General features: G+C 46.6%; 20 protein-coding genes and 1 pseudogene. 17 read left to right on the top strand and 4 right to left on the bottom strand.

The genetic code is table 11. The features are described from left to right. Window positions 1–38 precede the first annotated feature (38 nt). The 4 genes from MKY10_RS20035 (at window position 39) to fnr (ending at window position 4,271) form a co-directional block, all read left to right on the top strand. Window positions 39–467, top strand: a complete 429-nt coding sequence (locus MKY10_RS20035) for a DUF1934 domain-containing protein (RefSeq protein ID WP_003243604.1) — start codon at window positions 39–41, stop codon at window positions 465–467. Then, on the top strand, window positions 464–2,134 hold the full coding sequence (gene argS, locus MKY10_RS20030; protein ID WP_015250994.1) for an arginine--tRNA ligase: 1,671 nt from the start codon (window positions 464–466) through the stop codon (window positions 2,132–2,134). The genes MKY10_RS20035 and argS overlap by 4 nt, the downstream gene beginning before the upstream one ends. Window positions 2,135–2,269: 135 nt before the next feature. Continuing rightward, a complete protein-coding gene (gene narK / locus MKY10_RS20025) occupies window positions 2,270–3,457 on the top strand; it encodes a nitrate transporter NarK (protein WP_015250995.1) in 1,188 nt (395 codons plus the stop codon). Window positions 3,458–3,554: 97 nt separating this feature from the next. After that, window positions 3,555–4,271 carry a fumarate/nitrate reduction transcriptional regulator Fnr gene (gene fnr, locus MKY10_RS20020; RefSeq protein ID WP_014481215.1) on the top strand — a complete coding sequence of 239 codons (717 nt, stop codon included), beginning with the start codon at window positions 3,555–3,557 and terminating at the stop codon, window positions 4,269–4,271. 31 nt (window positions 4,272–4,302) lie between these two features. On the opposite strand, the gene MKY10_RS20015 is transcribed toward fnr, so the two are convergent. Further along, on the bottom strand, window positions 4,303–5,022 hold the full coding sequence (locus tag MKY10_RS20015; protein ID WP_014481214.1) for a YwiC-like family protein: 720 nt from the start codon (window positions 5,020–5,022) through the stop codon (window positions 4,303–4,305). Window positions 5,023–5,165: 143 nt separating this feature from the next. Here MKY10_RS20015 and arfM point away from each other — a divergent pair, with 143 nt between their 5' ends. The 9 genes and pseudogenes from arfM to MKY10_RS19970 all read left to right on the top strand — a co-directional run bounded on the left by arfM (window position 5,166) and on the right by MKY10_RS19970 (window position 16,605). Beyond that, a complete protein-coding gene (gene arfM, locus MKY10_RS20010; protein WP_003243032.1) occupies window positions 5,166–5,642 on the top strand; it encodes a Crp/Fnr family transcriptional regulator ArfM in 477 nt (158 codons plus the stop codon). Between the two features lie 190 nt (window positions 5,643–5,832). Beyond that, window positions 5,833–9,519 carry a nitrate reductase subunit alpha gene (locus MKY10_RS20005; protein WP_015250996.1) on the top strand — a complete coding sequence of 1,229 codons (3,687 nt, stop codon included), beginning with the start codon at window positions 5,833–5,835 and terminating at the stop codon, window positions 9,517–9,519. Then, the gene (gene narH, locus MKY10_RS20000) at window positions 9,509–10,972 is read left to right on the top strand and encodes a nitrate reductase subunit beta (RefSeq protein WP_015250997.1); all 1,464 of its coding nucleotides are present in this window, start codon (window positions 9,509–9,511) and stop codon (window positions 10,970–10,972) included. The genes MKY10_RS20005 and narH overlap by 11 nt, the downstream gene beginning before the upstream one ends. A gap of 25 nt (window positions 10,973–10,997) precedes the next feature. Continuing rightward, a complete protein-coding gene (gene narJ / locus MKY10_RS19995; protein ID WP_015250998.1) occupies window positions 10,998–11,552 on the top strand; it encodes a nitrate reductase molybdenum cofactor assembly chaperone in 555 nt (184 codons plus the stop codon). After that, on the top strand, window positions 11,549–12,220 hold the full coding sequence (gene narI, locus MKY10_RS19990; protein WP_003227587.1) for a respiratory nitrate reductase subunit gamma: 672 nt from the start codon (window positions 11,549–11,551) through the stop codon (window positions 12,218–12,220). The genes narJ and narI overlap by 4 nt, the downstream gene beginning before the upstream one ends. Before the next feature lie 193 nt (window positions 12,221–12,413). Next, window positions 12,414–12,622: pseudogene (locus MKY10_RS19985) on the top strand (YitT family protein); the annotation flags it as partial. A 130-nt stretch (window positions 12,623–12,752) separates the two neighbouring features. Next, window positions 12,753–14,255, top strand: coding sequence for a cardiolipin synthase (cls, locus tag MKY10_RS19980; RefSeq protein ID WP_041351299.1), 1,503 nt, complete (start codon window positions 12,753–12,755; stop codon window positions 14,253–14,255). A gap of 88 nt (window positions 14,256–14,343) precedes the next feature. After that, on the top strand, window positions 14,344–16,071 hold the full coding sequence (locus tag MKY10_RS19975; protein ID WP_044052434.1) for an ABC transporter ATP-binding protein: 1,728 nt from the start codon (window positions 14,344–14,346) through the stop codon (window positions 16,069–16,071). A gap of 9 nt (window positions 16,072–16,080) precedes the next feature. Beyond that, window positions 16,081–16,605 carry a dihydrofolate reductase gene (locus MKY10_RS19970; protein ID WP_015251001.1) on the top strand — a complete coding sequence of 175 codons (525 nt, stop codon included), beginning with the start codon at window positions 16,081–16,083 and terminating at the stop codon, window positions 16,603–16,605. Between the two features lie 41 nt (window positions 16,606–16,646). On the opposite strand, the gene MKY10_RS19965 is transcribed toward MKY10_RS19970, so the two are convergent. The 3 genes from MKY10_RS19965 to cls (MKY10_RS19955) form a co-directional block, all read right to left on the bottom strand. Further along, window positions 16,647–16,919 carry a hypothetical protein gene (locus MKY10_RS19965; protein WP_003227597.1) on the bottom strand — a complete coding sequence of 91 codons (273 nt, stop codon included), beginning with the start codon at window positions 16,917–16,919 and terminating at the stop codon, window positions 16,647–16,649. Between the two features lie 80 nt (window positions 16,920–16,999). After that, window positions 17,000–17,962 carry a UV DNA damage repair endonuclease UvsE gene (uvsE, locus tag MKY10_RS19960; RefSeq protein ID WP_003227599.1) on the bottom strand — a complete coding sequence of 321 codons (963 nt, stop codon included), beginning with the start codon at window positions 17,960–17,962 and terminating at the stop codon, window positions 17,000–17,002. Between the two features lie 12 nt (window positions 17,963–17,974). Further along, a complete protein-coding gene (cls, locus tag MKY10_RS19955) occupies window positions 17,975–19,171 on the bottom strand; it encodes a cardiolipin synthase (RefSeq protein ID WP_003227602.1) in 1,197 nt (398 codons plus the stop codon). A gap of 154 nt (window positions 19,172–19,325) precedes the next feature. Here cls (MKY10_RS19955) and MKY10_RS19950 point away from each other — a divergent pair, with 154 nt between their 5' ends. The 4 genes from MKY10_RS19950 to pyrG all read left to right on the top strand — a co-directional run bounded on the left by MKY10_RS19950 (window position 19,326) and on the right by pyrG (window position 25,132). Continuing rightward, window positions 19,326–21,443: a heterodisulfide reductase-related iron-sulfur binding cluster gene (locus MKY10_RS19950; protein ID WP_048654791.1), complete on the top strand. Its 2,118-nt coding sequence runs from the start codon at window positions 19,326–19,328 to the stop codon at window positions 21,441–21,443. Beyond that, window positions 21,440–22,579: an acyl-CoA dehydrogenase AcdA gene (gene acdA, locus MKY10_RS19945; RefSeq protein WP_015251002.1), complete on the top strand. Its 1,140-nt coding sequence runs from the start codon at window positions 21,440–21,442 to the stop codon at window positions 22,577–22,579. Before MKY10_RS19950 ends, acdA begins: the two co-directional genes overlap by 4 nt. A gap of 182 nt (window positions 22,580–22,761) precedes the next feature. Next, window positions 22,762–23,283 (top strand): DNA-directed RNA polymerase subunit delta, encoded by a 522-nt coding sequence (gene rpoE / locus MKY10_RS19940; RefSeq protein ID WP_015251003.1) that lies wholly within the window; start codon window positions 22,762–22,764, stop codon window positions 23,281–23,283. 241 nt (window positions 23,284–23,524) lie between these two features. Further along, complete coding sequence (pyrG, locus tag MKY10_RS19935; RefSeq protein WP_015251004.1) at window positions 23,525–25,132, top strand: CTP synthase (glutamine hydrolyzing); 1,608 nt, start codon at window positions 23,525–23,527, stop codon at window positions 25,130–25,132. The last annotated feature ends 41 nt before the right edge of the window (window positions 25,133–25,173 follow it).

The following is a 25,173-nucleotide window of genomic DNA, read 5'->3' as shown; positions in this document are numbered from 1 at the left end:
TTCAAGTCAAAGTGGAATGATGAAAAGGACGTGTCAGAATGAAGCAAGAGACACCGATAACACTCCATGTGAAGTCTGTGATCGAGGATGACGGAAACCAAGAAGTCATCGAATTCCGCACCACCGGATTTTACTATGTAAAACAAAATAAAGTGTATCTATCTTATTATGAAGAACACGACTTAGGCAAAGTCAAAACGATTGTGAAAGTAAGCGAAGGCGAAGTCCTGGTCATGAGGTCAGGCGCTGTCAAAATGAATCAGCGTTTCGTAACGGGAGCTTCCACAATTGCTAAATATAAAATGTCATTTGGTGAGCTTGAGCTGAAAACAAGCACAAAATCGATTCAATCTGATCTCGATGAAGAAAAAGGCCGTATCAGCATCGCATATGACATGCATGTCGGAGACGAGCAGGAGCATTTACATAATATGACGATCACGTATGAGGGAGGAACTCACGCATGAACATTGCGGAACAAATGAAGGACGTGCTGAAAGAAGAAATCAAAGCGGCCGTTCTGAAAGCGGGACTGGCTGAAGAAAGCCAGATTCCCAATGTTGTTTTAGAAACACCGAAAGATAAAACACACGGCGACTACTCAACGAATATGGCGATGCAGTTGGCAAGAGTGGCAAAAAAAGCGCCGCGTCAAATCGCTGAAGAGATTGTCGCTCATTTTGATAAAGGAAAGGCTTCGATTGAAAAACTGGATATCGCCGGCCCGGGTTTTATCAATTTCTATATGAACAATCAATATTTAACAAAGCTGATTCCGTCTGTACTGGAAGCAGGGGAAGCATACGGGGAAACGAACATCGGAAACGGTGAACGAGTTCAGGTAGAATTCGTATCAGCGAATCCGACGGGAGACCTTCACCTCGGGCATGCGCGCGGGGCGGCTGTCGGCGATTCCTTGTGCAACGTGCTTTCAAAAGCGGGTTACGATGTAAGCCGCGAATACTACATTAACGATGCGGGAAACCAAATCAACAATCTGGCGCTTTCTGTTGAAGTCCGTTACTTTGAAGCGCTCGGATTGGAAAAACCGATGCCGGAGGATGGCTACCGCGGCGAGGATATCATTGCGATCGGAAAGCGTCTCGCTGAGGAATACGGTGACCGTTTCGTTAACGAAGAGGAAAGTGAACGCCTCGCGTTTTTCCGTGAATACGGCCTGAAATACGAGCTGGACAAGCTTCGCAAGGACTTGGAAAACTTCCGTGTGCCGTTTGATGTGTGGTATTCCGAAACTTCACTGTACCAAAATGGAAAAATCGACACGGCGCTTGAAGCGCTCCGCGAAAAAGGCCATGTCTATGAAGAAGACGGCGCGACTTGGTTCCGTTCCACGACGTTCGGCGATGATAAAGACCGCGTATTGATCAAGAAGGACGGCACGTACACGTACCTGCTTCCTGATATCGCGTATCATAAGGACAAGCTTGACCGCGGCTTTGATAAGCTGATCAACGTTTGGGGCGCCGATCACCACGGCTACATCCCGCGTATGAAAGCGGCAATCGAAGCGCTGGGGTATGAAAAAGGAACGCTTGAAGTAGAAATCATTCAGCTCGTTCACCTTTACAAAAACGGCGAGAAAATGAAAATGAGCAAACGGACCGGTAAAGCCGTAACGATGCGTGACCTGATTGAAGAAGTCGGCTTGGATGCCGTGCGTTACTTCTTTGCAATGCGAAGTGCAGACACCCATATGGATTTTGACTTAGATCTTGCTGTATCAACATCTAACGAAAACCCTGTGTATTATGCACAATACGCGCATGCACGTATTTGCAGCATGCTTCGCCAAGGGGAAGAGCAGGGGCTTAAACCGGCGGCAGATCTTGATTTCAGCCATATTCAATCAGAAAAAGAATACGATCTGCTGAAAACGATCGGCGGCTTCCCAGAGGCAGTGGCGGAAGCAGCGGAAAAACGAATTCCGCACCGTGTCACTAACTATATTTATGATCTGGCTTCTGCTCTGCACAGCTTCTACAACGCAGAGAAAGTCATCGACCCTGAAAATGAAGAGAAAAGCCGCGCGCGCCTGGCTTTAATGAAGGCAACGCAAATTACGCTGAACAATGCGCTTCAGCTGATCGGCGTATCGGCTCCGGAAAAAATGTAATCACGAACAAAAGGACAAAGTCTTCGGGCTTTGTCCTTTTTTTATGAGAAAAACGTGTGATGTAATTCACAATCCTGTTTGCCGAGTTTTTGTATGATAAGACTGATTATTGAATCATTGAAAGGGGCAAGCCAAATGATCAACCGTCAACACATTCAATTATCGTTACAGTCATTAAGCTTGGTGGCAGGGTTTATGGTTTGGGTGCTGATTTCATCACTCATTTCCCAAATCACATTAGATATTCATTTAAGCAAGGGTGAGATTTCTTTAGTGACCGCGATTCCTGTGATCCTCGGGTCGCTTCTCCGCATTCCTTTAGGGTATTTAACGAACAGGTTTGGCGCGCGGCTCATGTTTATGGTCAGCTTCATCCTGCTTTTATTTCCTGTATTTTGGATCAGTATCGCGGATTCTCTGTTTGATTTAATCGCAGGCGGCTTTTTCTTAGGGATCGGGGGAGCGGTGTTTTCCATTGGGGTGACCTCCCTCCCGAAATATTATCCGAAAGAAAAGCACGGTGTCGTCAATGGGATTTACGGTGCAGGAAATATCGGGACAGCCGTTACGACATTTGCAGCGCCGGTTATCGCTCAAGCCGTCGGGTGGAAATCAACCGTGCAGATGTATTTGGTTTTGCTGGCTGTCTTTGCCTTACTGCACGTTTTGTTTGGCGACAGGCATGAGAAGAAGGTCAAAGTTTCTGTTAAGACTCAAATCAAAGCCGTTTACCGAAATCATGTGCTATGGTTTCTGAGCCTGTTTTATTTTATTACGTTCGGTGCCTTTGTCGCCTTCACTATCTATCTGCCGAACTTTCTGGTGGAGCATTTTGGGCTGAATCCTGCAGATGCCGGCTTGCGGACGGCTGGCTTTATTGCGGTTTCTACGCTGCTCAGGCCTGCGGGCGGATTCCTGGCTGATAAAATGAGCCCGCTCCGCATCTTGATGTTTGTTTTTGCCGGGCTTACATTATCAGGCATTATCCTATCGTTCTCGCCGACAATCGGCCTTTATACGTTTGGATCATTAACTGTGGCCGTCTGCTCAGGCGTAGGAAATGGGACTGTTTTTAAACTGGTGCCTTTCTATTTTTCGAAGCAAGCGGGGATTGCCAATGGGATTGTGTCTGCCATGGGCGGATTAGGCGGCTTTTTTCCTCCGCTCATATTGGCGAGTGTGTTTCAGGCAACAGGCCAGTACGCGATCGGGTTTATGGCGCTTTCAGAGGTGGCGTTAGCCAGTTTTGTCCTTGTCATATGGATGTATTGGCAGGAAAGAATGAAAACACACACGGAGAGAAACAGCCAGAGCATCAACTAACACTGGGCATTCACAAGATTGTTAGTTTTTTCTCGATGGGTACAAATCAATTCACGTTACAATAAACACACAACGTGACTTTCTTCGAGGTGAGCTCATGAATTTTCTCTCTGTTCGACCATCTGATAGTGATCTTATATCCAGCGATCTGCATGAATTGCTGGAATCGATCAGCACGAAAAGAAAAATGGAAAAACACACGTATTTGTTTCGAGAAGGAATGGATGCAGAAGAGCTTTATCTGATTCAATCAGGACTCATTGAAATCGGCAAGCTGACATCTGACGGAAAAGACCTGACGCTTAGAATCTGCCAAAAGCATGATATCGTCGGAGAATTAACACTTTTCACTGAAGAACCAAGGTATATGCTCAGTGCAAAAGTGCTAGAGGATGGCGAGGTGCTCGTCATTAATAAAAATAAACTGGAAAAAGAATTAATCCAAAACGGCGCTTTGACATTTGAGTTCATGAAATGGATGAGCACGCACCTCCGGAAGATTCAGTCCAAAATCAGGGATCTGCTTCTTCATGGCAAAAAGGGGGCGCTCTATTCTACCCTTATCCGCTTATCAAACAGCTACGGAGTGGAGCGAAGCGACGGCATTCTGATTAACATTGTCCTGACAAATCAGGATTTGGCAAAGTTTTGTGCGGCTGCACGGGAAAGCATCAACCGTATGCTGGGAGATCTCCGCAAAAAAGGGGTTATTTCGATAGACGAATCCGGAAAAATTATTTTGCACAAGCGGGACTATTTACGATGTGAGATTGAGTGTGAAAATTGCCCGCTGGAGATTTGCAATATTGACTGAAAAAAACAAGGACAGCGGTGTCCTTGTTTTTTTACCTTGTGATAAACAGGCACATGACGGCAAGAAAGAAGCAGGCATTCACGATTTCCAGAATGCCAATCGTTTTTACGGGCCAATCCCTTCCATGAAAAAACCATGCCCGCAAGCTGCTCGGGATAAAAGCGAGAAACGCCCATCCTGCTCCGAAAAGAGCGGATAAAAAGGGGAGCAGCAGGTGATATCCCCATGACCAGTATGCAAATGCCCTGTTTTTTCTCTCGCGGATCACCGATTTCACATAAAAGGAACTCCCGATAAAAAATAAAGCAGACTGCAAGAAAATAAACCAAGCCCAGCCGTCAAGGGTTCCCATCCCCAGCCAGCAGCTCGCAAACCCGCCCGAACAAAAGAACAAGACACCTGCAACATCATTCAATAAGGCTCGTTCGTTTTTTCGGCGGGCAAAATACATATGTATGAGAAACAGCGGCAGTAAAGAAACGCCCACCCAGATGAGAGGCGGCTTATGAAAGACCGAGATCATCAAAAAGCAGCAGGCGGGAAAACCGTAATAACACATCCACTTTTGATATGGTTTGCTTTGTTTCTTTTTTAAGGCAAGCGTAACGGGATAAACCGCTAAGTATAGGAAAAGCCAACCTAGGAAGAGCGGAATATGCCAAATAACGGGGCCTCCCTTGACCATGCCGAGTAAAAATGGGATCAGCAGCATCGCCCACGCCCCGTGCTGCTTCGGAATCAGCGCCTTCATCGAAATCCTCCTTTTTTCTTTCATTATAAATGCATTCACCCTCCTGATAAGTGACATTCATCATACAGGCTGTGAAATACATCACTGCTGTACAGGCTCAGTCGAGCTACACTAAAGCTATCCTTAGCACAGGAGGTTTTCCTATGAATCAGTGTGACTATTTATTATTTCTGAAACAACTTCCTATGTTTAATGAAGTGCCTCTATCCATTGTCGAAACCTTGCTGAAAAACGGCACGTTTATCCGCGGTTCATGTGATCAGTCTCCATCTTTTCTTCATTCTCAATCTGTTTATATTGTATTAAAAGGCAGTGTCCGTTTTATGGACACAAGGCTCCCTGAAGGGTCGAAAACCGTTGCGCTGTGGGAAAAAGGCGATGTGTTTCCGATTGATGAAAAAGGCGGGCTTTATTTATCGCCCTTTATCTCAGTCAATGCCACTTCAGACATTCTGATTCTCAACATCCCATATTACATATTTAAGAAAATGATGTCTTATCATCCGCAGCTGCAAATGAACTTTTTGGCTATGCTTCAGCAAAATGTTTTTTGTTCCTATCAATTATTTTTGCGGTATCTGCATACATCACAGGATGAAAACGCCGAGCCCGGTTCTTAAATAGAGCCGGTTTTTTTGATCTTTGAAAGGCGGCTAATGACCCAAGCGTTCTGCCTGAACGCAGCCTTCCTTCTCCTTTGTGTGAACATTTTGTGAAAAAAGCGGAGTGTGTGACATAGTTCACAAGGAAACACGCTGTCTCTGTTTATAGTGAACTTAGCATCACCTGACTCGGAAGGAGTGAACTCTCATGAAGAAAAAGAAAAGGAGTCCGTTGTTTAGGAGATTGAATTATTTCTCTCCTATCGAACACCATTCAAATAAACATAGCCAAACCACCCGCGACGATCGCGATTGGGAGAATGTATACAGAAACAGATGGCAGTACGACAAAGTCGTTCGCTCCACCCACGGCGTTAACTGTACAGGGTCTTGCAGCTGGAATATTTATGTGAAAAACGGAATTGTCACGTGGGAAGGGCAAAATTTGAATTATCCATCAACAGGCCCGGATATGCCTGATTTTGAACCGAGAGGCTGCCCGCGGGGGGCCAGTTTTTCATGGTATATCTACAGCCCGCTCCGTGTTAAATATCCATACGTGCGCGGTGTGCTGATCAATTTGTGGCGGGAGGCATTGCAGACGCATCAAAATCCATTGGAAGCCTGGAAATCGATCGTCGAAAACCCTGAAAAAGCGAAGTCCTATAAACAGGCGAGAGGGAAAGGCGGTTTTGTGCGCGCTGAATGGCCGGAGGTGCTGAAGCTGATTTCAGCCTCTCTGCTGTATACAGTGATGAAATACGGGCCTGACCGAAACGTCGGTTTTTCTCCGATTCCGGCCATGTCCATGATCAGCCACGCATCAGGCTCCCGGTTTATGTCGTTAATCGGAGGCCCTATGCTCAGTTTTTATGACTGGTATGCGGATCTTCCTCCAGCATCCCCGCAAATTTGGGGTGACCAGACGGACGTTCCGGAAAGCAGTGATTGGTACAATTCCGGCTATATTATCACATGGGGCTCCAACGTTCCGTTAACGAGAACGCCTGACGCGCATTTTTTGGCGGAGGCCCGCTATAAAGGCGCTAAGGTCATTTCGATCAGTCCAGATTTTGCGGAATCCTCAAAGTTCGCGGATGACTGGCTGAGTATTCGCCAAGGGACTGACGGGGCGCTTGCGATGGCGATGGGTCACGTTATTCTGCAGGAATTTTACGTGAACCAAGAAACTGAACGTTTTATTGAGTACGCGAAGCAATACACTGATTTTCCATTTCTCGTCACTCTGTCAAAAGAAAATGGCGTATACACAGCGGGACGGTTTCTGCATGCGAAGGACATCGGGCGGAAGACAAAGCATGATCAGTGGAAGCCTGCAGTTTGGGATGAACAGACAAGTTCATTTGCCATACCCCAAGGGACAATGGGCTCGCGCTGGGACGGGCAGCAGAAATGGAACCTGCACATGATTGATGAAGAAACCGGGGAACCGATTGAACCCCGTCTCTCTGTGCTGGGAATAGAGGACGAAATCGGCACGGTGCGCATCCCGTATTTTTCAAATGACGGAAACAAAGTGCTCGAGCGGGATCTTCCTATTAAAAAAATGAACCTGAACGGTGAAGAAACGTACATCACGACCGTGTTTGACTTGATACTGGCTAACTACGGCGTGAACCGGGGTATCGGCGAACGATCGGCTGTCTCCTATGATGATCCTGAGCCGTTTACGCCTGCCTGGCAGGAACAAATGACAGGAATCAAAAAAGAAGCTGTCGTTAAGATTGCCAGAGAGTTTGCCCAAAATGCGATCGATACAGACGGCCGGTCCATGATTATCGTAGGGGCCGGCATTAACCACTGGTTCAACTCCGACACGATCTACCGAGCGGTGTTAAATCTTGTTTTACTTGTAGGCGCCCAAGGCGTAAACGGCGGAGGCTGGGCCCATTACGTGGGGCAGGAAAAGCTCCGACCTGCTGAAGGGTGGCAGACGATTGCAACTGCAAAGGACTGGGAAGGCGTGCCCAAGCTGCAAAACGGCACCTCATTTTTCTACTTTGCGACAGATCAGTGGCGTTATGAGGACCAGCCGATCAGTGATTTGGCATCGCCGATTGCTGCGTCATCCCGCTACAAGCACCACGCTGATTACAATGTGCTGGCGGCACGGCTGGGGTGGCTTCCGTCTTACCCGACTTTCAATCAAAATGGCATCGATCTGTATAAAGAAGCTGAAAAAGCAGGGGCAGCAACACCCGAAGACGTAGGTGCGTACGTGGCCTCACAGCTCCAAAAGAAAAAACTGAAATTTGCGATTGAAGATCCCGACAATGAAGTGAATTTCCCAAGAAATCTCTTCGTATGGCGGGCAAATCTGATCTCAAGCTCAGGAAAAGGGCATGAATATTTTCTCAAGCATTTGCTGGGGACGACGAACGGCTTGATGAATGACGACAGCGACAGCATCCGCCCTGAAGAAATCAAATGGCGGGAGCAGGCGCCGGAAGGAAAGCTCGACTTGTTAATCAATCTTGACTTCCGAATGGCCGGTACGGCGCTGTATTCCGATATCGTGCTGCCGGCGGCGACATGGTATGAAAAACACGATCTCAGCAGCACAGATATGCATCCGTTCATTCATCCATTTGCTCCTGCGATCTCGGCTCCGTGGGAATCGAAGTCAGACTGGGATATTTTCAAGGCGCTGTCAAAAGCCGTTTCCGATCTGGCAGAAGAAGTCGATATGGAGCCCGTGAAAGAAGTGGTTGCGACGCCGCTCCTCCACGACACCATGCAGGAATTGGCCCAGCCATTCGGCAAAATCAATGACTGGAGCAAAGGCGAATGTGAAGCCATTCCGGGAAAAACGATGCCGAACATCCAAGTCGTTGAACGGGATTACAAACACATTTTTCATAAAATGACTGCACTTGGACCGAACGTTGCTTTAAAGCCGAGCGGAACAAAAGGGATGAGCTGGTCAATAGCCGATGAATATGAATCACTCAAACAGAGATTGGGAGAAATCACCTCGGACAGTGTCGCAAAGGGATGTCCAAATATAAGTGAAGCAAAGCAGGCAGCAGAAGCGATTTTAACCCTATCATCCACTTCGAATGGAAAGGTCGCAGTAAAAGCATGGGAATCACTTGAAAACATCACGAACCTGAAGCTGAAAGACCTGGCGGAAGAACGCGAGGAAGAATGCTTTACGTTCGAACAAATTACAGCCCAGCCGAAAACGGTGATCACGTCTCCAGCGTTTTCCGGCTCTGAAAAAGGAGGGCGCAGGTATTCGCCGTTTACGACGAATGTTGAAAAATTAATCCCGTGGCGGACGCTGACAGGCAGACAATCCTATTATGTCGATCATGAACTGATGATGGAATTCGGTGAAACGATGGCGACATTCAAACCGATCCTCCAGCATCGCCCGTTTCTGAGCAAGCGGCCTGGTCAAGAGGGAAAAGAAATCGTCCTCAATTATTTGACGCCGCATAATAAATGGTCTGTCCACAGCATGTATTTTGATTCTCTGCCGATGCTGACGCTGTTCCGCGGTGGGCCGACCGTGTGGATGAATAAAGATGATGCAGAGGACACGGATATCAAAGACAACGATTGGATTGAATGCTTTAACCGAAACGGTGTTGTCGTCGCGAGAGCGGTTTTGTCTCATCGGATTCCTAAAGGAATGGCGTTTATGCACCATGCCCAGGACCGCCACATCAACGTGCCAGGAACAAAGCTGACGAATAACCGCGGAGGCACCCATAACAGCCCGACAAGGATTCACGTCAAGCCGACACAGATGATCGGGGGCTACGCCCAGCTCAGCTACGGCTTTAATTATTACGGTCCAACGGGGAATCAGCGCGACCTGAACGTCGTCATCCGCAAGCTGAAGGAGGTCGATTGGCTTGAAGATTAAAGCGCAAATCGGTATGGTCATGAACTTGGATAAATGCATCGGCTGCCACACGTGCAGCGTCACCTGCAAAAACACGTGGACAAACCGTTCCGGTGCGGAATATATGTACTTCAATAATGTAGAAACAAAGCCGGGCATCGGCTACCCGAAGCAATGGGAGGACCAGGACAAATATAAAGGCGGCTGGACATTGAAAAAAGGAAAGCTCGAGTTGAAATCGGGCTCGAAAACCAATCGGCTTGCAGGCCTTTTCTATAATCCGAATCAGCCGTCGATTGATGATTACTATGAGCCCTGGAACTATGATTATGAAACATTAACGAACAGCCCGCAGAAAAAACACCAGCCGGTAGCACGCCCGAAATCGTCCTTGACGGGGGATTTCATGAATATCGAATGGGGACCGAACTGGGAGGATGATCTCGCGGGCGGCCACATAACGGGACTTGAAGATCCCAACGTACAAAAGATGGAGGAATCGATCAAAACAGAATTCGATGAGGTTTTTATGATGTATTTGCCCCGTATTTGCGAGCACTGCATCAACCCGGCGTGCGTCTCATCCTGTCCATCCGGCGCCATGTACAAACGCGAGGAGGACGGCATTGTGCTTGTGGATCAAAACGCATGCCGTTCATGGAGATATTGCGTCTCATCCTGTCCTTATAAAAAAGTCTATTTTAACTGGCAAACGAACAAAGCGGAAAAATGCACACTCTGCTTTCCGCGTTTGGAGGCGGGACTGCCAACCATCTGCTCTGAGACGTGTGTTGGCAGAATCCGCTACCTCGGCGTCATGCTGTATGACGCGGACAAAGTGGAGGAAGCGGCATCTGTTGAAAATGAAAAGGATCTCTATCATTCCCAATTGGACGTTTTTCTTGATCCAAATGATCCTGAGGTTGCCAAACTGGCAAAAGAACAAGGCATTCCGGCTGAATGGATAGAGGCTGCGCAGCAATCGCCGATCTATAAAATGATCATTGACTGGAAGATTGCGCTGCCGCTTCACCCAGAGTACCGCACGCTGCCAATGGTGTGGTACATTCCGCCGCTCAGTCCGATTATGAATCTCTTTGAAGGAAAAGGCAGCCGGCAATCCGCAGAAGATATTTTTCCGGCTATCGACCAAATGAGAATCCCGATTGATTATTTGGCGCAGCTGTTAACAGCCGGTGATACGGATCATATTCGGTCAACGTTAAAGAAAATGTCTGTCATGCGCCAGTATATGAGAGCGAACCAGACGAATAAATCAATCGACCCGGAACTGATCTCCAGTGTCGGCTTAACAGAACAGCAAATTGAAGATATGTATCGGCTGCTTGCGATTGCCAAATATGATGACCGCTTTGTGATACCGAGCAGTCATCGAGAAGAAGTTTCAGATTTATATGCTGAACAAGGGAGCTGCGGCTTATCATTTTCAGGCGGCCCCGGCTCCTGTTTCTAACTTTTGATTAATGAGGTGTAACAAGATGAACACCACAGACCGGCAAATTACGTTCTCCGCTCTTTCCTCTCTTCTCTCTTATCCGGATGAAGAGTGGAGAGCCGAGATTCCCGATTGGAAGGCTCTTATCCATGAAATCAGCAACCGGCAAATCCGGGAGAAGCTGCTGCACTTTTTCGAAGCGTCAGCCAGCTTTTCACCGGAAGCGCTGATTGAACACTATGTCTATACATTCGACTTTGGGAAAAAAACAAATATGTATGTCACCTACTTTAACTCGGGCGAGCAAAGGGAACGCGGCGTTGAATTGCTGCATTTAAAAAACACATACGAGCAATCCGGTTTTCTGCCGACAGAGAAAGAGCTGCCTGATTATCTGCCGCTGATGCTGGAATTTGCTGCGGCTGCAGAAATTGAAGCAGCGAGAAGCGTGTTTGAGAAATATCTGTCCAATGTGAGGGAGCTGGCATCCCGTCTCGAAAAAAATGACAGTATATACGCTGAACTGCTGCACGTGCTGCTGGCCGCGCTTGAAAACATCGGCGTACGTGAAAGCGTTGAAGGGGCTGTTCAGGCATGAGCGGGCAGATCCTCTGGGGTATTATGCCATACATTGTATTGACGATCTTTATCGGCGGCCATATTTACCGCTACCAGCATGACCAATTTGGCTGGACGGCGAAATCAAGCGAGATGTTAGAAAAGAAAAAACTTGCGGCGGGCAGCACACTTTTTCACTGGGGACTGCTGTGCGTTGTCGGCGGGCATGTCATGGGGATTCTGATCCCGGAAGGCGTGTATGCTTCCCTTGGCATTTCAGAGCATATGTATCACAAAATGGCGATTGGCGCTGGCTTGCCGGCGGGCATTGCGGCATGTACCGGACTTGTCATCCTGACGTACAGAAGGCTGTTTGACAAAAGGATCCGCAAAACGAGCTCGCCGTCCGATATCCTTACGCTCCTCCTGCTGCTGTTTATGATGCTGTCAGGCGTTGCGGCCACGTTTCTCAACATTGATTCGAAAGGATTTGATTACCGGACCACAGTCGGGCCGTGGTTCAGGGAAATCGTTTTGTTCAGGCCTGACGCCTCTTTGATGGAGAGTGTCCCGCTATGGTTTAAGTTTCATATTGTGATAGGATACGTCGTTTTTATCCTGTGGCCGTTTACAAGATTGGTTCATGTGTTCAGTCTGCCGCTCAAGTATCTGACCCGCAGCTACGTTGTATATCGGAAACGCTCGTAAAAATCCCCCTTGCAAGAGGGGGATTTTTTTATCTTGATGAAACATAAGATATCTTCTGCAAAGGTAATGGCTGGGCGGCCGGGAATCCTGTTGTGTTTGTATTTGGAAATAACATCAAGAATAAAACGGATTTTACTCATTTTAAACCGGCGGAACAGCAGATTATGACTCAGCCTGACTAACTCCTTATATCTTTCTGATCAATATCCCGTTTTATATATTTTCTCTCATCAGAGTGGGCATCAAATTCACTCTATCCACCGTATTTGCAGTCACAGCGCCGCCTCTTTTTCGGCGCTTGCCGGAGTGCTGAGCGGGTTCGGCCTGCCGTTCATGTTGTAGCATCAGGCTTCACTCGGCGTTGCCAATAGTCTTGCTTTATTTCTGCAGAAACGATGCGGATGAATTTCTTGACAGTTAGTTTTTTCTAAACCTCTCCTCCTTCGGCGGAGAGGTTATTTACTTACAAGGTTTATCGATTAGAAAAAAGAGGTAATACAGAGGTAATTGAATCAGATTGGAGAGAATCAGGATGCTGAAAAGGAGACTGGAATTTTTCTTTTTATATATGATGCTCATCGGGGCATATGTCATTTGGTTTTTTCCGGTTTCCAGGCTTGAGTTTTACGGAGGATTGCTTTGCTATATAAGCATTATTTTGTTCAGCATCTATTCATTAATTCTTGAAAACCGCACCTCGCAGCACACGCTGCTATGGATCCATATTCTTGTCTTTTTTCCAATCGTCGGCTACGTGTTTTATCTGTTTTCGGGACAGCTTTATGTAAAGGGAAAGCTGTTTAAGACAAAACGAATGTACAACAGGGAAAAGCTCAGGAAGCTGTTTGACAAGGAGGAAACGCCCGAAGTGACAGGGCTGAAGGACAATCAAGAGAGGTTCTTTACATATTCCATCAGGGCTGCCCATATGAATATCAATACGAAAAGCAACATCAAAGTGCTGAAAAACGGCGAAGAAACCTTCCCGGACATTTTCAAAGCAATGAGAAAAGCGGAATCTTACATACATATTGAATACTACATGTTTAAATCAGACATGCTCGGACACGGCATGATGGATATTATGATGGAGAAAGCGCGCCAAGGTGTCGAGGTGAGGTTTTTATACGATGCGGCAGGAAGCATGAAGCTGGCAAGAAGAGATATTATGAGAATGAAACAAGCGGGGGTGGACATCGTCCCGTTTTCTCCGCTGAAATACGGGTTTTTCAACCAGAAGCTGAATTTCAGAAATCACCGGAAAATCGTGATCATCGATGGGAAAACCGGTTTTGTGGGCGGATTAAATGTTGGGAAGGAATATATCAGCAGAGATCCGTACATCGGATTTTGGAGAGATACACACCTGCGGCTTGAGGGGGAAATTGTGCAAACGCTCCACGCTATCTTTATGCTGGATTGGGAATACGTCTCCAATGAAGTGTTAATTGATCAAGAGGAGTACAATACCCCGGTTCCCGTGGAAGGAGGAGGCATTTATCAAATTGTCGCGACAGGCCCTGACATGAAGGAAAGCATGAGCGACCTTTATTATGAAATGATTTCTTCAGCGCAGAAATCAATATGGATCGCCACGCCCTATTTTGTCCCCAATGAATCCATTCGCACGGCGCTAAAAGCAGCGGCGACAAAGGGGGTAGAGGTAAGGGTTATGGTGCCGGAGAAGAACGACAGCTTTTTGACCCAATACGCGTCGAGGTCCTATTTCCCGGAGCTGCTCCTTGAGGGCATTGAAGTGTACTCCTACCAAAAAGGCTTCATGCATCAAAAAGTCATGATCATTGATGGCGATCTCGCCTCCGTCGGTACCGCGAATATGGACATGCGCAGCTTTCAGCTCAACTTTGAAGTGAATGTGTTCTTCACGGATGCCGAAGCGATCCGAACCCTTGAGGCCCATTTTGAAGAAGATATGCAGGAAAGTGAAAAGCTCAGCCCTGTCGGCTTTTATAAAAGAGGCGTGGCTGACCGGACAAAAGAGTCATTTGCCCGCCTGTTTTCAGGTGTTCTGTAAGAAAAAAGAAATCTGATCTTTCAAAACAGCCCGTGTATAGTATAATTGAGAAATATTATCAGTTATTTATACATTGGGGGAAGATAGGGTGCTGCGGCAATTTTTTTCATATTATAAACCATATAAAACGTTGTTCTTTCTCGACTTTTTCTCAGCGATCGCGGGAGGTTTAATGGAGCTGAGTTTTCCTTTGATCGTCAATTATTTTATTGATACCTTGCTGCCGGGCAGGGACTGGGGGCTGATCATCGCGACCTCAATCGGGTTATTTGCGGTGTACGCGCTCAGCTCGGCTCTTCAGTATATCGTGACCTACTGGGGACACATGCTTGGTATCAATATTGAGACTGATATGAGAAAGTCGCTTTTTGACCATTTGCAAAAGCTCTCGTTCAAATTTTACGACAACAACAAGACGGGAACGCTGATGTCGAAGCTCACGAACGATTTAATGTATATCGGTGAAGTCGCCCATCACGGTCCGGAAGACTTATTCATTGCGGTCATGACCATTCTCGGGGCGTTCGGAGTGATGCTGTTTATTAACTGGCAGCTTGCTTTATTAACGTTTATCATTATGCCGATCGTCATTTGGCTAGCGCTTTATTTCAACAAAAAAATGACCAAAGCATTTACCACGCTGAACAAGGATATCGGAGACTTCAGCGCGCGTGTAGAAAATAACATCGGCGGCATCCGGCTTGTGCAGGCGTTCGGAAATGAAGCATTTGAAAAAGAACGCTTCGCCGTCAACAACCAGCGTTTCCGTTCCACAAAGCTTTCTTCCTACAAAATCATGGCGAAAAACGGGTCAATCAGCTATATGCTGACTCGGTTTGTCACGCTGTTTGTTCTTTTGTGCGGGACGTGGTTTGTCATTCGCGGCTCCTTATCGTACGGGGAATTTGTGGCGTTTGTGCTCCTGACGAATGTGCTGTTCAGGCCTATTGACAAAATTAATGCCATTATCGAAATGTATCCGAGGGGGATCGCGGGTTTCAAAAGCTATATGGAGCTCATGGAGACAGAGCCGGACATTCAGGATTCACCTGATGCGAGAGATGTTTCCGGCCTGAAGGGTAATATCCGCTATAAACATGTTTCGTTTGGCTATGATGACCATCACAATGTCCTCAATGACATCAACCTATCCATTCAAGCCGGGGAAACGGTGGCGTTCGTCGGTCCGTCAGGTGCGGGGAAATCAACGCTTTGCAGTCTGCTTCCGCGTTTTTATGAAGCATCGGAGGGCGACATTACGATTGACGGCATCAGTATAAAAGACATGACGCTTTCTTCGTTGCGCGGGCAGATTGGCGTCGTGCAGCAGGACGTTTTCTTATTCTCGGGCACGCTTAGAGAAAATATCGCCTACGGCCGACTAGGCGCATCAGAAGAAGACATTTGGCAAGCTGTGAAGCAGGCGCATCTGGAAGAGCTCGTCCATAACATGCCCGATGGGTTGGATACTATGATTGGCGAACGCGGCGTGAAGCTTTCCGGCGGGCAAAAACAGCGTCTGTCAATTGCAAGGATGTTCTTGAAAAATCCGTCGATCTTGATTCTCGACGAAGCCACCTCAGCCCTTGATACAGAGACGGAAGCGGCGATCCAAAAGGCGCTTCAAGAGTTGTCTGAGGGGCGCACGACGCTTGTCATCGCCCACAGGCTGGCAACAATCAAAGACGCGGACAGAATTGTAGTCGTCACAAACAACGGTATTGAAGAACAAGGCCGTCATCAAGACCTGATCGAAGCCGGAGGCCTATACAGCAGGCTGCATCAAGCGCAATTCGGGCAAATGGTGCATCGATAGGAGGAGAACATGGAAAGAAAAACTGTGCTGTACATTGCTGTTTCATTGGACGGGATGATCGCAAAAGAAGATGGAAGCATCGATTGGCTGGATGAATTTGAAGGTGAAGGTGACAACGGCTACAGTGATTTTTATCAGCAGGTTGATACAGTCATTTTAGGGCGGAGCACATATGAGCACGTTAAAGTGCTAACACCGGTTTTCCCGTATCAGGATAAAACCTGCTATGTTTTTACAGGATCGCCCGACAGTTATCAAGATGAACATGTGACGTTTATCAATGAGGGAGCCAGAGCCTTCACTGCCCGTTTGAAACAGGAAAAAGGCTCAAACATCTGGATAGCTGGCGGGGCAGAGCTTGTGAATGACTTTATGAAAGAAGATGCCATCGACGAATTCATCATCACTGTTATTCCCGTCGTTTTAGGAAGCGGCATCCCGCTGTTTCACGAACTAACAAATGAAACAAAACTGCGGTTAAAAGGGACAAAACAATTTGGACAAGCGGTTCAGCTCCATTATGTAAGAGCATAAGAAAAAGGATAGACAGATGTCTATCCCTTTTTGTATGTAAGTTAGAGCGCTTCTCTCTCAGCAGGCTCGATGAGATTTTGGAATTTTTCAATGAGCTGTGATGCTTTTGTTCCTTCAACTACGATCAGATATTCCTTTTCATTATGAGCCATGCGGAATGTTTCAAGCTCAATTAAGCTTTTGATTTTGCACATCGTTTTCTTTGAATAAATATAAACCTCGTGGCTTCCGGAATGGCACATTTTATAAAGATGAATCAAATTTCTTAAAGTAAAGGCCTGTGCGGCTACTTTCAGAGACTTGATATTTTTCATGATCTTTCTCCTCCATCGATTGTTGTCTTATATAGCCTAAATTCCCAAAGCTGACAAGTCGTAAACCTATTTTTGCACATTTATGACTTCCATTGCAGCGCACCGCCCCCGATGCGTTTGACACCGCGGATGGAGCTTAATTCATCCATCAAGCGGAGAAGCGCCTTGTCTTTCTGCTTTGCTTCAATCATGAAATCAATATTAGTTCCCCATTGCCTAAAGCGTTCCAACAGCGGCAGCAAAAAGTTGGCGTCAACATAATCGGCGTGGCTGCGTATCGCTTGCTCCGATTTTGGGGAAGACAAGTGAACCTTTGGCTGAAGGCCGATCCGCTCCCACGTTTTGATCATGCGGGGCAGTGCTACATTCAGGTCGGCGTGATCGTCTGGATTGGCGTAAAAATGATGAAAGTCAAAGACAAACGGAACATCCTCCTGCTCACAGACCTGAAGCGTTTCTTCCGTTGTATATGTTTTATCATCATTTTCAAGTGTCATCCGCTCTTTGATCTCCTGCGGCAGCTGTTTTATATTTTGATGAAATTGTGCAGTGGCGGTGTCTTTATTTCCGTAAGCGCCGCCAATATGAATGTTGATAACGGAGCGATCAGCAATGCCCATGGCCTCAAGCATGCGGTAGTGATACGCCATATCGGTTACCGCATTTTTTGTGACGGATTCCTTCGGGCTCGTAAACAGAGTGAATTGATTTGGATGAAAGCTTGTTCGCAGTTGATGGGTTTTAACAAGCTCTCCAATCTCCCGAAACTCTTTTTGAAACGGTGTTACAAAATCCCACATCACGTCGGGATGCGTAGCCAGCGGCACAATCGAACTGGAAAAACGGTACAAAGGAATGCCGTGGCCGATGATATAGTGAAGGGTTCTCATCGTATTGCGCAAATTGGCTTTTGTCACAGTCAGAAGCGCTTCTTTTCTTTCAGTCTTTGAAAGCTTTGAATAACGCGCGAATGTCAATGTTTTAGCGGGAGACGCATCCCAAAGGCTCATCGCATTTGAAACGAACCCGAATCTGAAAATCATAGGAACTCTCCTTTATAAGAAATAAGATAATGCCCTGCCGAGCCATTCCGCCGGGCGCTGCCTGAATGTGCGCTTGCTGAAATCCTCCATCGTCAGCAGCTCCGACTTTTTCATATCCTCCTCAATCGTGGCATAGACTTCACTTGTAAACGCTTCGTCATCAATTTCAACATTCACCTCTTCATTTAAGAACAGGCTTCGTTTATCGAAGTTGGCTGTTCCGATAATGCTGAGATGGTCGTCTATGATGAGGGCTTTTACATGATAAAACCCTTGATAATAACGATAAATAAGGCAGCCGGCATCCAAGAGCTCCGAATAATACGTAAAAGCTGCTTCTCGTACCAGCGGATGGTCTGATTTCATCGGTACAATGATTCTCACGGATACGCCGTTTTTTCTTGCGTTAATAAGGGCCTCTTGAAGCGGTTTTGATGGAATGTAATAAGGCGTGCAAACCGTAAGGCGATTCTTCGCTTGGGCAATGTTGGCCAAGTATATGTTTTCAAGGGAATAACCGTCGGTCGCATATATCTTGTGAGAAATAGTCCCTTGCTGAAGCTTTGGCCAAACATCCGAACCCAGTTCGATTCCGGTATTTCGTTTTAGATCAGAAGCAAAAAGCGTTTGAAGATCATGTACGCCTTCTCCGATCATGCGCAGATGATAATCCTCCCAATTGCCGAACTTCGCCTTCTTTCCAAGATATTCTTCGGCGATATTAAACCCGCCGATATAACCGATTTTTCCGTCTATCACCGTAATCTTCCGGTGATTCCGTTTTTGCATGTGAAAAAAGAAAAAAGGAAAACGGGGACGATTCATCACATGGACATGGACGCCGGCATTTTTCATCGTCTGCAGCGCCGTTTTTTTAATTGCCCGGCAGCCCGCCCAATCCAGAAGTAAATAAACGGAGACGCCAGCTTGGGCTTTTGTTTTCAGCAAGGTATACATATTGTGGCTGACCTCATCATTTTTCATAATAAAAAACATCATGTGAACAGAAGAGGCGGCCTGGCGAATATCATTCATCATCCGCTCAACGAGATCAGCGCCGCAGTGGATCAATTCGATGTCACTCTTCTTTTTTGAAAAAACAGGCTCGTACGCCTTTTTTCTGTATCCGGCACGGCCCATGAAGATATCAAGCAGAATCAAGGCAAAGAAAATAACGACAATGATCATAATCACGATAAATACCTTCATACCGGCACTCCTTTCCGTAGTAAAGGTAGTGTGCCCGAACAGCAGGAATTTAATTATTGACTGAACACTCATTCATTATTTATCATAAAGATAATCTTATACAGATTCGGGGGTAGGGGATCGCGGTCTTTATCAGTAAAAAGGGGGAATTGGAATGAGCGGCTTTCTCATCGCAAATGCATTATTATTTCTGATTGTAACCGCTTACGCTGTCTATTTGTTTGTGTACTTGGTCAAAACGAGACTGGCCTACATCAAGCTCGGCCAGAAAGAACAATTTGATCAACGGTTCAAGGAACGGCTTCACGCCATATGGGTGAATGTATTCGGACAGAAAAAACTGCTCAAGGACAAGAAAAGCGGAATCATTCACGTCATGTTTTTCTACGGATTTATATTGGTTCAGTTCGGAGCAATTGACTTTATCATCAAAGGACTGGCTCCCGGCCGGAATCTGCCGCTTGGCCCGGTCTATCCCGCCTTCACCTTTTTTCAGGAAATTGTTACGTTTCTCATTTTAATTGCTGTTGGATGGGCATTCTACAGACGTTATATCGAAAAGCTCGTGAGGCTGAAACGCGGTTTCAAAGCCGGACTCGTTCTCATTTTTATCGGAGGATTAATGCTGACCGTTCTGCTTGGGAACGGGATGAATCTGATTTGGCATGAGCATGGGCTTTCTTGGAGCGAGCCAATTGCCTCAGGTATTGCGTTTATGCTTAGCGGTGTCGGGAAAACAGGCGCGGCGGTGATTTTGTATATCGCATGGTGGATCCATCTCCTATTTTTGCTTAGCTTTTTAGTGTACGTGCCTCAGTCGAAGCATGCCCATTTAATCGCCGGCCCGGCAAACGTCTTTTTCAATCGAATGGAATCTGCCGGAAAACTTGAAAAAATTGATTTTACCGACGAAACGAAAGAAAGCTACGGAGCGGGAAAAATTGAGGATTTCAGACAGTCTCAGCTGCTTGATCTATACGCGTGTGTCGAGTGCGGCCGCTGTACCAATATGTGTCCTGCAACAGGCACCGGAAAAATGCTGTCTCCGATGGACTTGATTTTGCGTCTCAGAGACCATCTCACGGAAAAAGGCGCTGCCGTCACCTCTCGCTCCCCATGGGTGCCCGCAGCAGCGTTTCGGCATACGAGAGGCAATCAGCTGGCTGCGGCGTCAGCGGGCAGCGGATCGCAGGAAGCCGCAGCGGCGCTTGATTACAATCCAAGCTTGATCGGCGACGTCATCACAGAGGAAGAAATTTGGGCATGCACCACTTGCCGGAACTGTGAGGATCAATGCCCGGTCATGAATGAGCACGTGGATAAAATCATCGATCTCCGCCGCTACCTCGTACTGACAGAAGGAAAAATGGACAGTGACGCCCAGCGCGCAATGACAAGTATTGAGCGGCAGGGGAATCCGTGGGGACTCAACCGCAAGGAACGTGAAAATTGGCGTAACGAGGCGCCGGATGCTGAGATTCCGACTGTAAAAGAAATGAAAAAAGAAGGAAAAGAATTTGAGTACCTTTTCTGGGTAGGCTCCATGGGGTCTTACGACAACAGAAGCCAGAAAATCGCAATTTCCTTTGCCAAGCTGCTCAATCACGCGGGCGTGTCCTTCGCGATCCTCGGCAATAAAGAAAAAAATTCAGGAGACACGCCGCGCCGCCTCGGAAATGAATTTTTGTTCCAAGAGCTGGCTGAGAAGAATATTTCTGAATTTGAAAAAAATGATGTCAAAAAAATCGTTACGATCGATCCCCATGCATACAATTTATTTAAAAATGAATATCCGGATTTCGGATTTGAAGGCGAGGTTTATCATCATACAGAAGTGCTGGCCGAGCTTGTGAAAAACGGAAAATTAAAGCCGCAGCACCCGCTTCATGAGACGATTACCTTCCATGATTCGTGCTATTTGGGCCGGTACAATGAAGTCTATGATCCGCCGAGAGAGATTTTGAAAGCCATTCCGGGCGTGCAGCTTGTTGAAATGGAGAGAAACCGGGAAACCGGCATGTGCTGCGGAGCCGGCGGGGGATTAATGTGGATGGAGGAAGAAACAGGCAACAGGATTAACGTCGCCAGGACAGAGCAAGCGCTCGCAGTCAACCCATCGGTGATCAGTTCTGGCTGTCCGTATTGTCTCACCATGCTTGGGGACGGCACAAAGGCGAAGGAAGCCGAAGACCAAGTCAAAACGTACGACGTCGTCGAGCTTCTGGCTCAATCCGTTTTAGGCGCTGATCTGAAAATGGGGGAGAAGCAATGAATTTTTCATTATCAGAAGAACATGAGATGATACGAAAATTGGTGCGCGATTTTGCGAAGCATGAGGTGGCCCCGACAGCGGCTGAACGGGACGAACAAGAACGCTTCGATCGCGAGCTGTTTCGGGAAATGGCAAATCTGGGCCTGACGGGAATTCCATGGCCTGAAGATTACGGCGGAATTGGAAGTGACTATTTAGCCTACGTCATCGCGGTGGAAGAGCTGTCAAAAGTGTGCGCCTCCACCGGAGTGACGCTTTCCGCCCATATCTCTCTTTGCAGCTGGCCGCTGTTTGCCTTTGGGACGGAGGAACAGAAGACAGAGTACTTAACACAGCTGGCCCTCGGAGAGAAAATCGGCGCATTCGCTTTGACCGAAGCACGGTCTGGCTCTGACGCCGGCAGCATGAAAACAACAGCTGAACGAATCGGCGATGACTATGTGTTGAATGGTTCCAAAGTGTTTATCACAAACGGCGGCGTTGCTGATATTTACATTGTTTTTGCTGTCACCGATCCCGAGAAAAAGAAAAGAGGCATTACCGCTTTTATAGTAGAAAAGGATTTTGAAGGATTTTTTACAGGCAAGAAAGAAAAGAAGCTGGGCATCCGTTCTTCACCGACAACGGAAATCATGTTCGAAGATTGTGTAGTGCCCGCATCAAAGCGTCTCGGAGAAGAAGGAGAAGGCTTCAAAATCGCGATGAAGACGCTTGACGGAGGCAGAAACGGCATAGCTGCACAAGCCGTAGGCATCGCCCAAGGAGCGCTTGATGCGGCGCTTCAATATGCAAAAGAGCGAAAGCAATTCGGAAAATCGATCGGCGAGCAGCAGGGCATCGCTTTTAAACTCGCGGATATGGCGACAATGATAGAAGCTTCAAGGCTATTGACCTATCAGGCTGCGTGGTTAGAATCATCGGGCCTTCCATATGGAAAAGCTTCCGCCATGTCCAAACTGATGGCTGGGGATACGGCGATGAAGGTAACGACCGAAGCCGTGCAGATTTTCGGCGGCTACGGCTATACAAAAGATTATCCGGTAGAACGCTATATGCGTGATGCAAAAATCACGCAAATCTATGAAGGCACTCAAGAAATTCAAAGACTGGTCATCTCCAGAATGCTCGCGGATTAACGGAAAACATCTCTCAGTCGGATCACTCTTGTAAAATTATTTAAATTAACGCTGTTAAGGGTAGCATATTCTGTTTTATTTTGTTTATAATGAGAGGTATGGTTTGTATAAGAACGATACAAAATCGCTTTCATTATTGATAAAACAGATACATATAAGTAATAGAAAGGGAGTGTCCGACCTTGGGTATCAAACAATATTCACAGGAAGAGCTAAAGGAAATGGCTTTAGTTGAAATCGCTCACGAATTATTTGAAGAACATAAAAAACCAGTTCCTTTTCAGGAGCTTTTAAATGAAATCGCATCTTTGCTCGGCGTGAAAAAAGAAGAGCTTGGAGACCGCATCGCTCAATTTTATACAGATTTAAACATTGACGGCCGCTTCCTGGCGCTATCTGACCAGACGTGGGGGCTTCGCAGCTGGTATCCGTATGATCAGCTTGATGAAGAAACTCAGCCGACAGTCAAGGCGAAAAAGAAAAAAGCGAAGAAAGCAGTCGAAGAAGATCTTGATCTTGACGAGTTTGAAGAGATCGACGAAGACGACCTTGATTTGGATGAAGTTGAGGAAGAACTCGATCTTGAAGCCGACGATTTTGACGATGAAGATCTTGACGAAGACGACGACGATCTTGAGATCGAAGAAGATATTATTGATGAAGGTGATGAAGACTATGATGATGAAGAAGAGGAAATTAAATAGTATCAGATTTCATCTTCAAAACGATCTTGACTTTCATAGTCGAACTAGGTAGTATGTATTTTGGGCTCTTCAAAAACGAAGAGAGAACATAGTACGTTATGCTCCCTTTCAAGAAATTGAAAGGGAGCTTTCTTATTTTCACCCCTCATTTTTCTTATAAATCATTTAAAAGGCTAAATGATTTTTTATAAAATAGTACATTTTAAAAATGTAGCTAAGAGCGAAGAGAGGAGCAAACGAAATGACGAAATATATTTTTGTAACCGGGGGAGTTGTATCCTCACTTGGAAAGGGTATTGTAGCAGCTTCATTAGGGCGTTTGCTGAAAAACCGCGGACTGAACGTGACGATTCAAAAATTCGATCCATACATCAACGTTGACCCGGGAACAATGAGCCCGTACCAGCACGGTGAAGTATTCGTAACGGATGACGGCGCTGAAACAGACTTGGACCTTGGTCACTATGAGCGTTTTATCGACATTAACCTGAATAAATTCAGCAACGTGACAACAGGTAAAATCTATTCAACAGTTCTTAAAAAAGAACGCCGCGGAGATTACCTTGGAGGAACCGTACAGGTCATCCCGCACATCACAAACGAATTGAAAGACCGTGTTTACCGCGCGGGGAAAGAGACAAACGCAGATGTTGTCATTACAGAAATCGGCGGTACTGTCGGAGACATCGAATCACTGCCATTCCTTGAAGCGATCCGCCAAATGAAGAGCGACATCGGCCGTGAAAACGTAATGTACATCCACTGTACGCTTGTACCTTACATTAAAGCTGCTGGGGAATTAAAAACAAAACCGACACAGCACAGCGTAAAAGAATTGCGCAGCTTGGGCATTCAGCCAAACATCATCGTCGTTCGTACAGAAATGCCGATTTCTCAAGATATGAAAGATAAAATCGCGCTATTCTGCGACATCGATACAAAAGCGGTTATTGAATGTGAAGATGCGGACAACCTTTACTCCATTCCGCTGGAGCTTCAAAAACAAGGGCTTGATAAGCTTGTTTGCGAGCACATGAAATTGGCATGCAAAGAAGCGGAAATGTCCGAGTGGAAAGAGCTTGTTAACAAAGTCAGCAACCTGTCTCAATCGATTACAATCGGCCTTGTCGGCAAATACGTTGAGCTTCCTGACGCATACATTTCTGTTGTCGAGTCTCTCCGCCATGCGGGCTATGCGTTTGACACAGATGTAAAAGTGAAATGGATCAACGCGGAAGAAGTGACAGAAAACAATATCGCAGAACTCACAAGCGGAACAGACGGCATTATTGTGCCGGGCGGATTCGGAGACCGCGGTGTTGAAGGCAAAATCGTCGCGACAAAATACGCGCGCGAAAATAACATTCCGTTCTTGGGCATTTGCTTGGGCATGCAGGTGGCGTCTATTGAATACGCACGAAACGTATTGGGCTTAAAAGGCGCTCACTCAGCGGAAATTGATCCGTCAACTCAATACCCGATCATTGATCTTCTTCCTGAACAAAAGGATGTGGAGGATCTTGGGGGAACGCTTCGTCTCGGCCTTTACCCTTGTAAGCTTGAAGAAGGCACGAAAGCCTTTGAAGTGTATCAGGATGAAGTGGTGTACGAGCGCCACCGCCACCGCTATGAGTTTAACAATGAATTCAGACAGCAAATGGAAGAGCAAGGCTTCGTATTCTCAGGCACAAGCCCTGATGGACGCCTTGTTGAAATCATCGAGCTGAAAGACCACCCTTGGTTCGTAGCTTCTCAGTTCCACCCAGAGTTCAAGTCAAGACCGACAAGACCTCAGCCTCTATTCAAAGGCTTTATCGGAGCGTCTGTCGAAGCTGCAAATCAGAAGTAATAAAAAAGACTTGCCGTTTGTCAAAAGCGGGCAAGTCTTTT

It is taken from the genome of Bacillus sp. FSL P4-0290, from assembly GCF_037975435.1.
GTDB classification, from domain to species: Bacteria; Bacillota; Bacilli; order Bacillales; family Bacillaceae; genus Bacillus; species Bacillus subtilis.
This window is presented reverse-complemented; position numbering and strand designations above follow the sequence as displayed.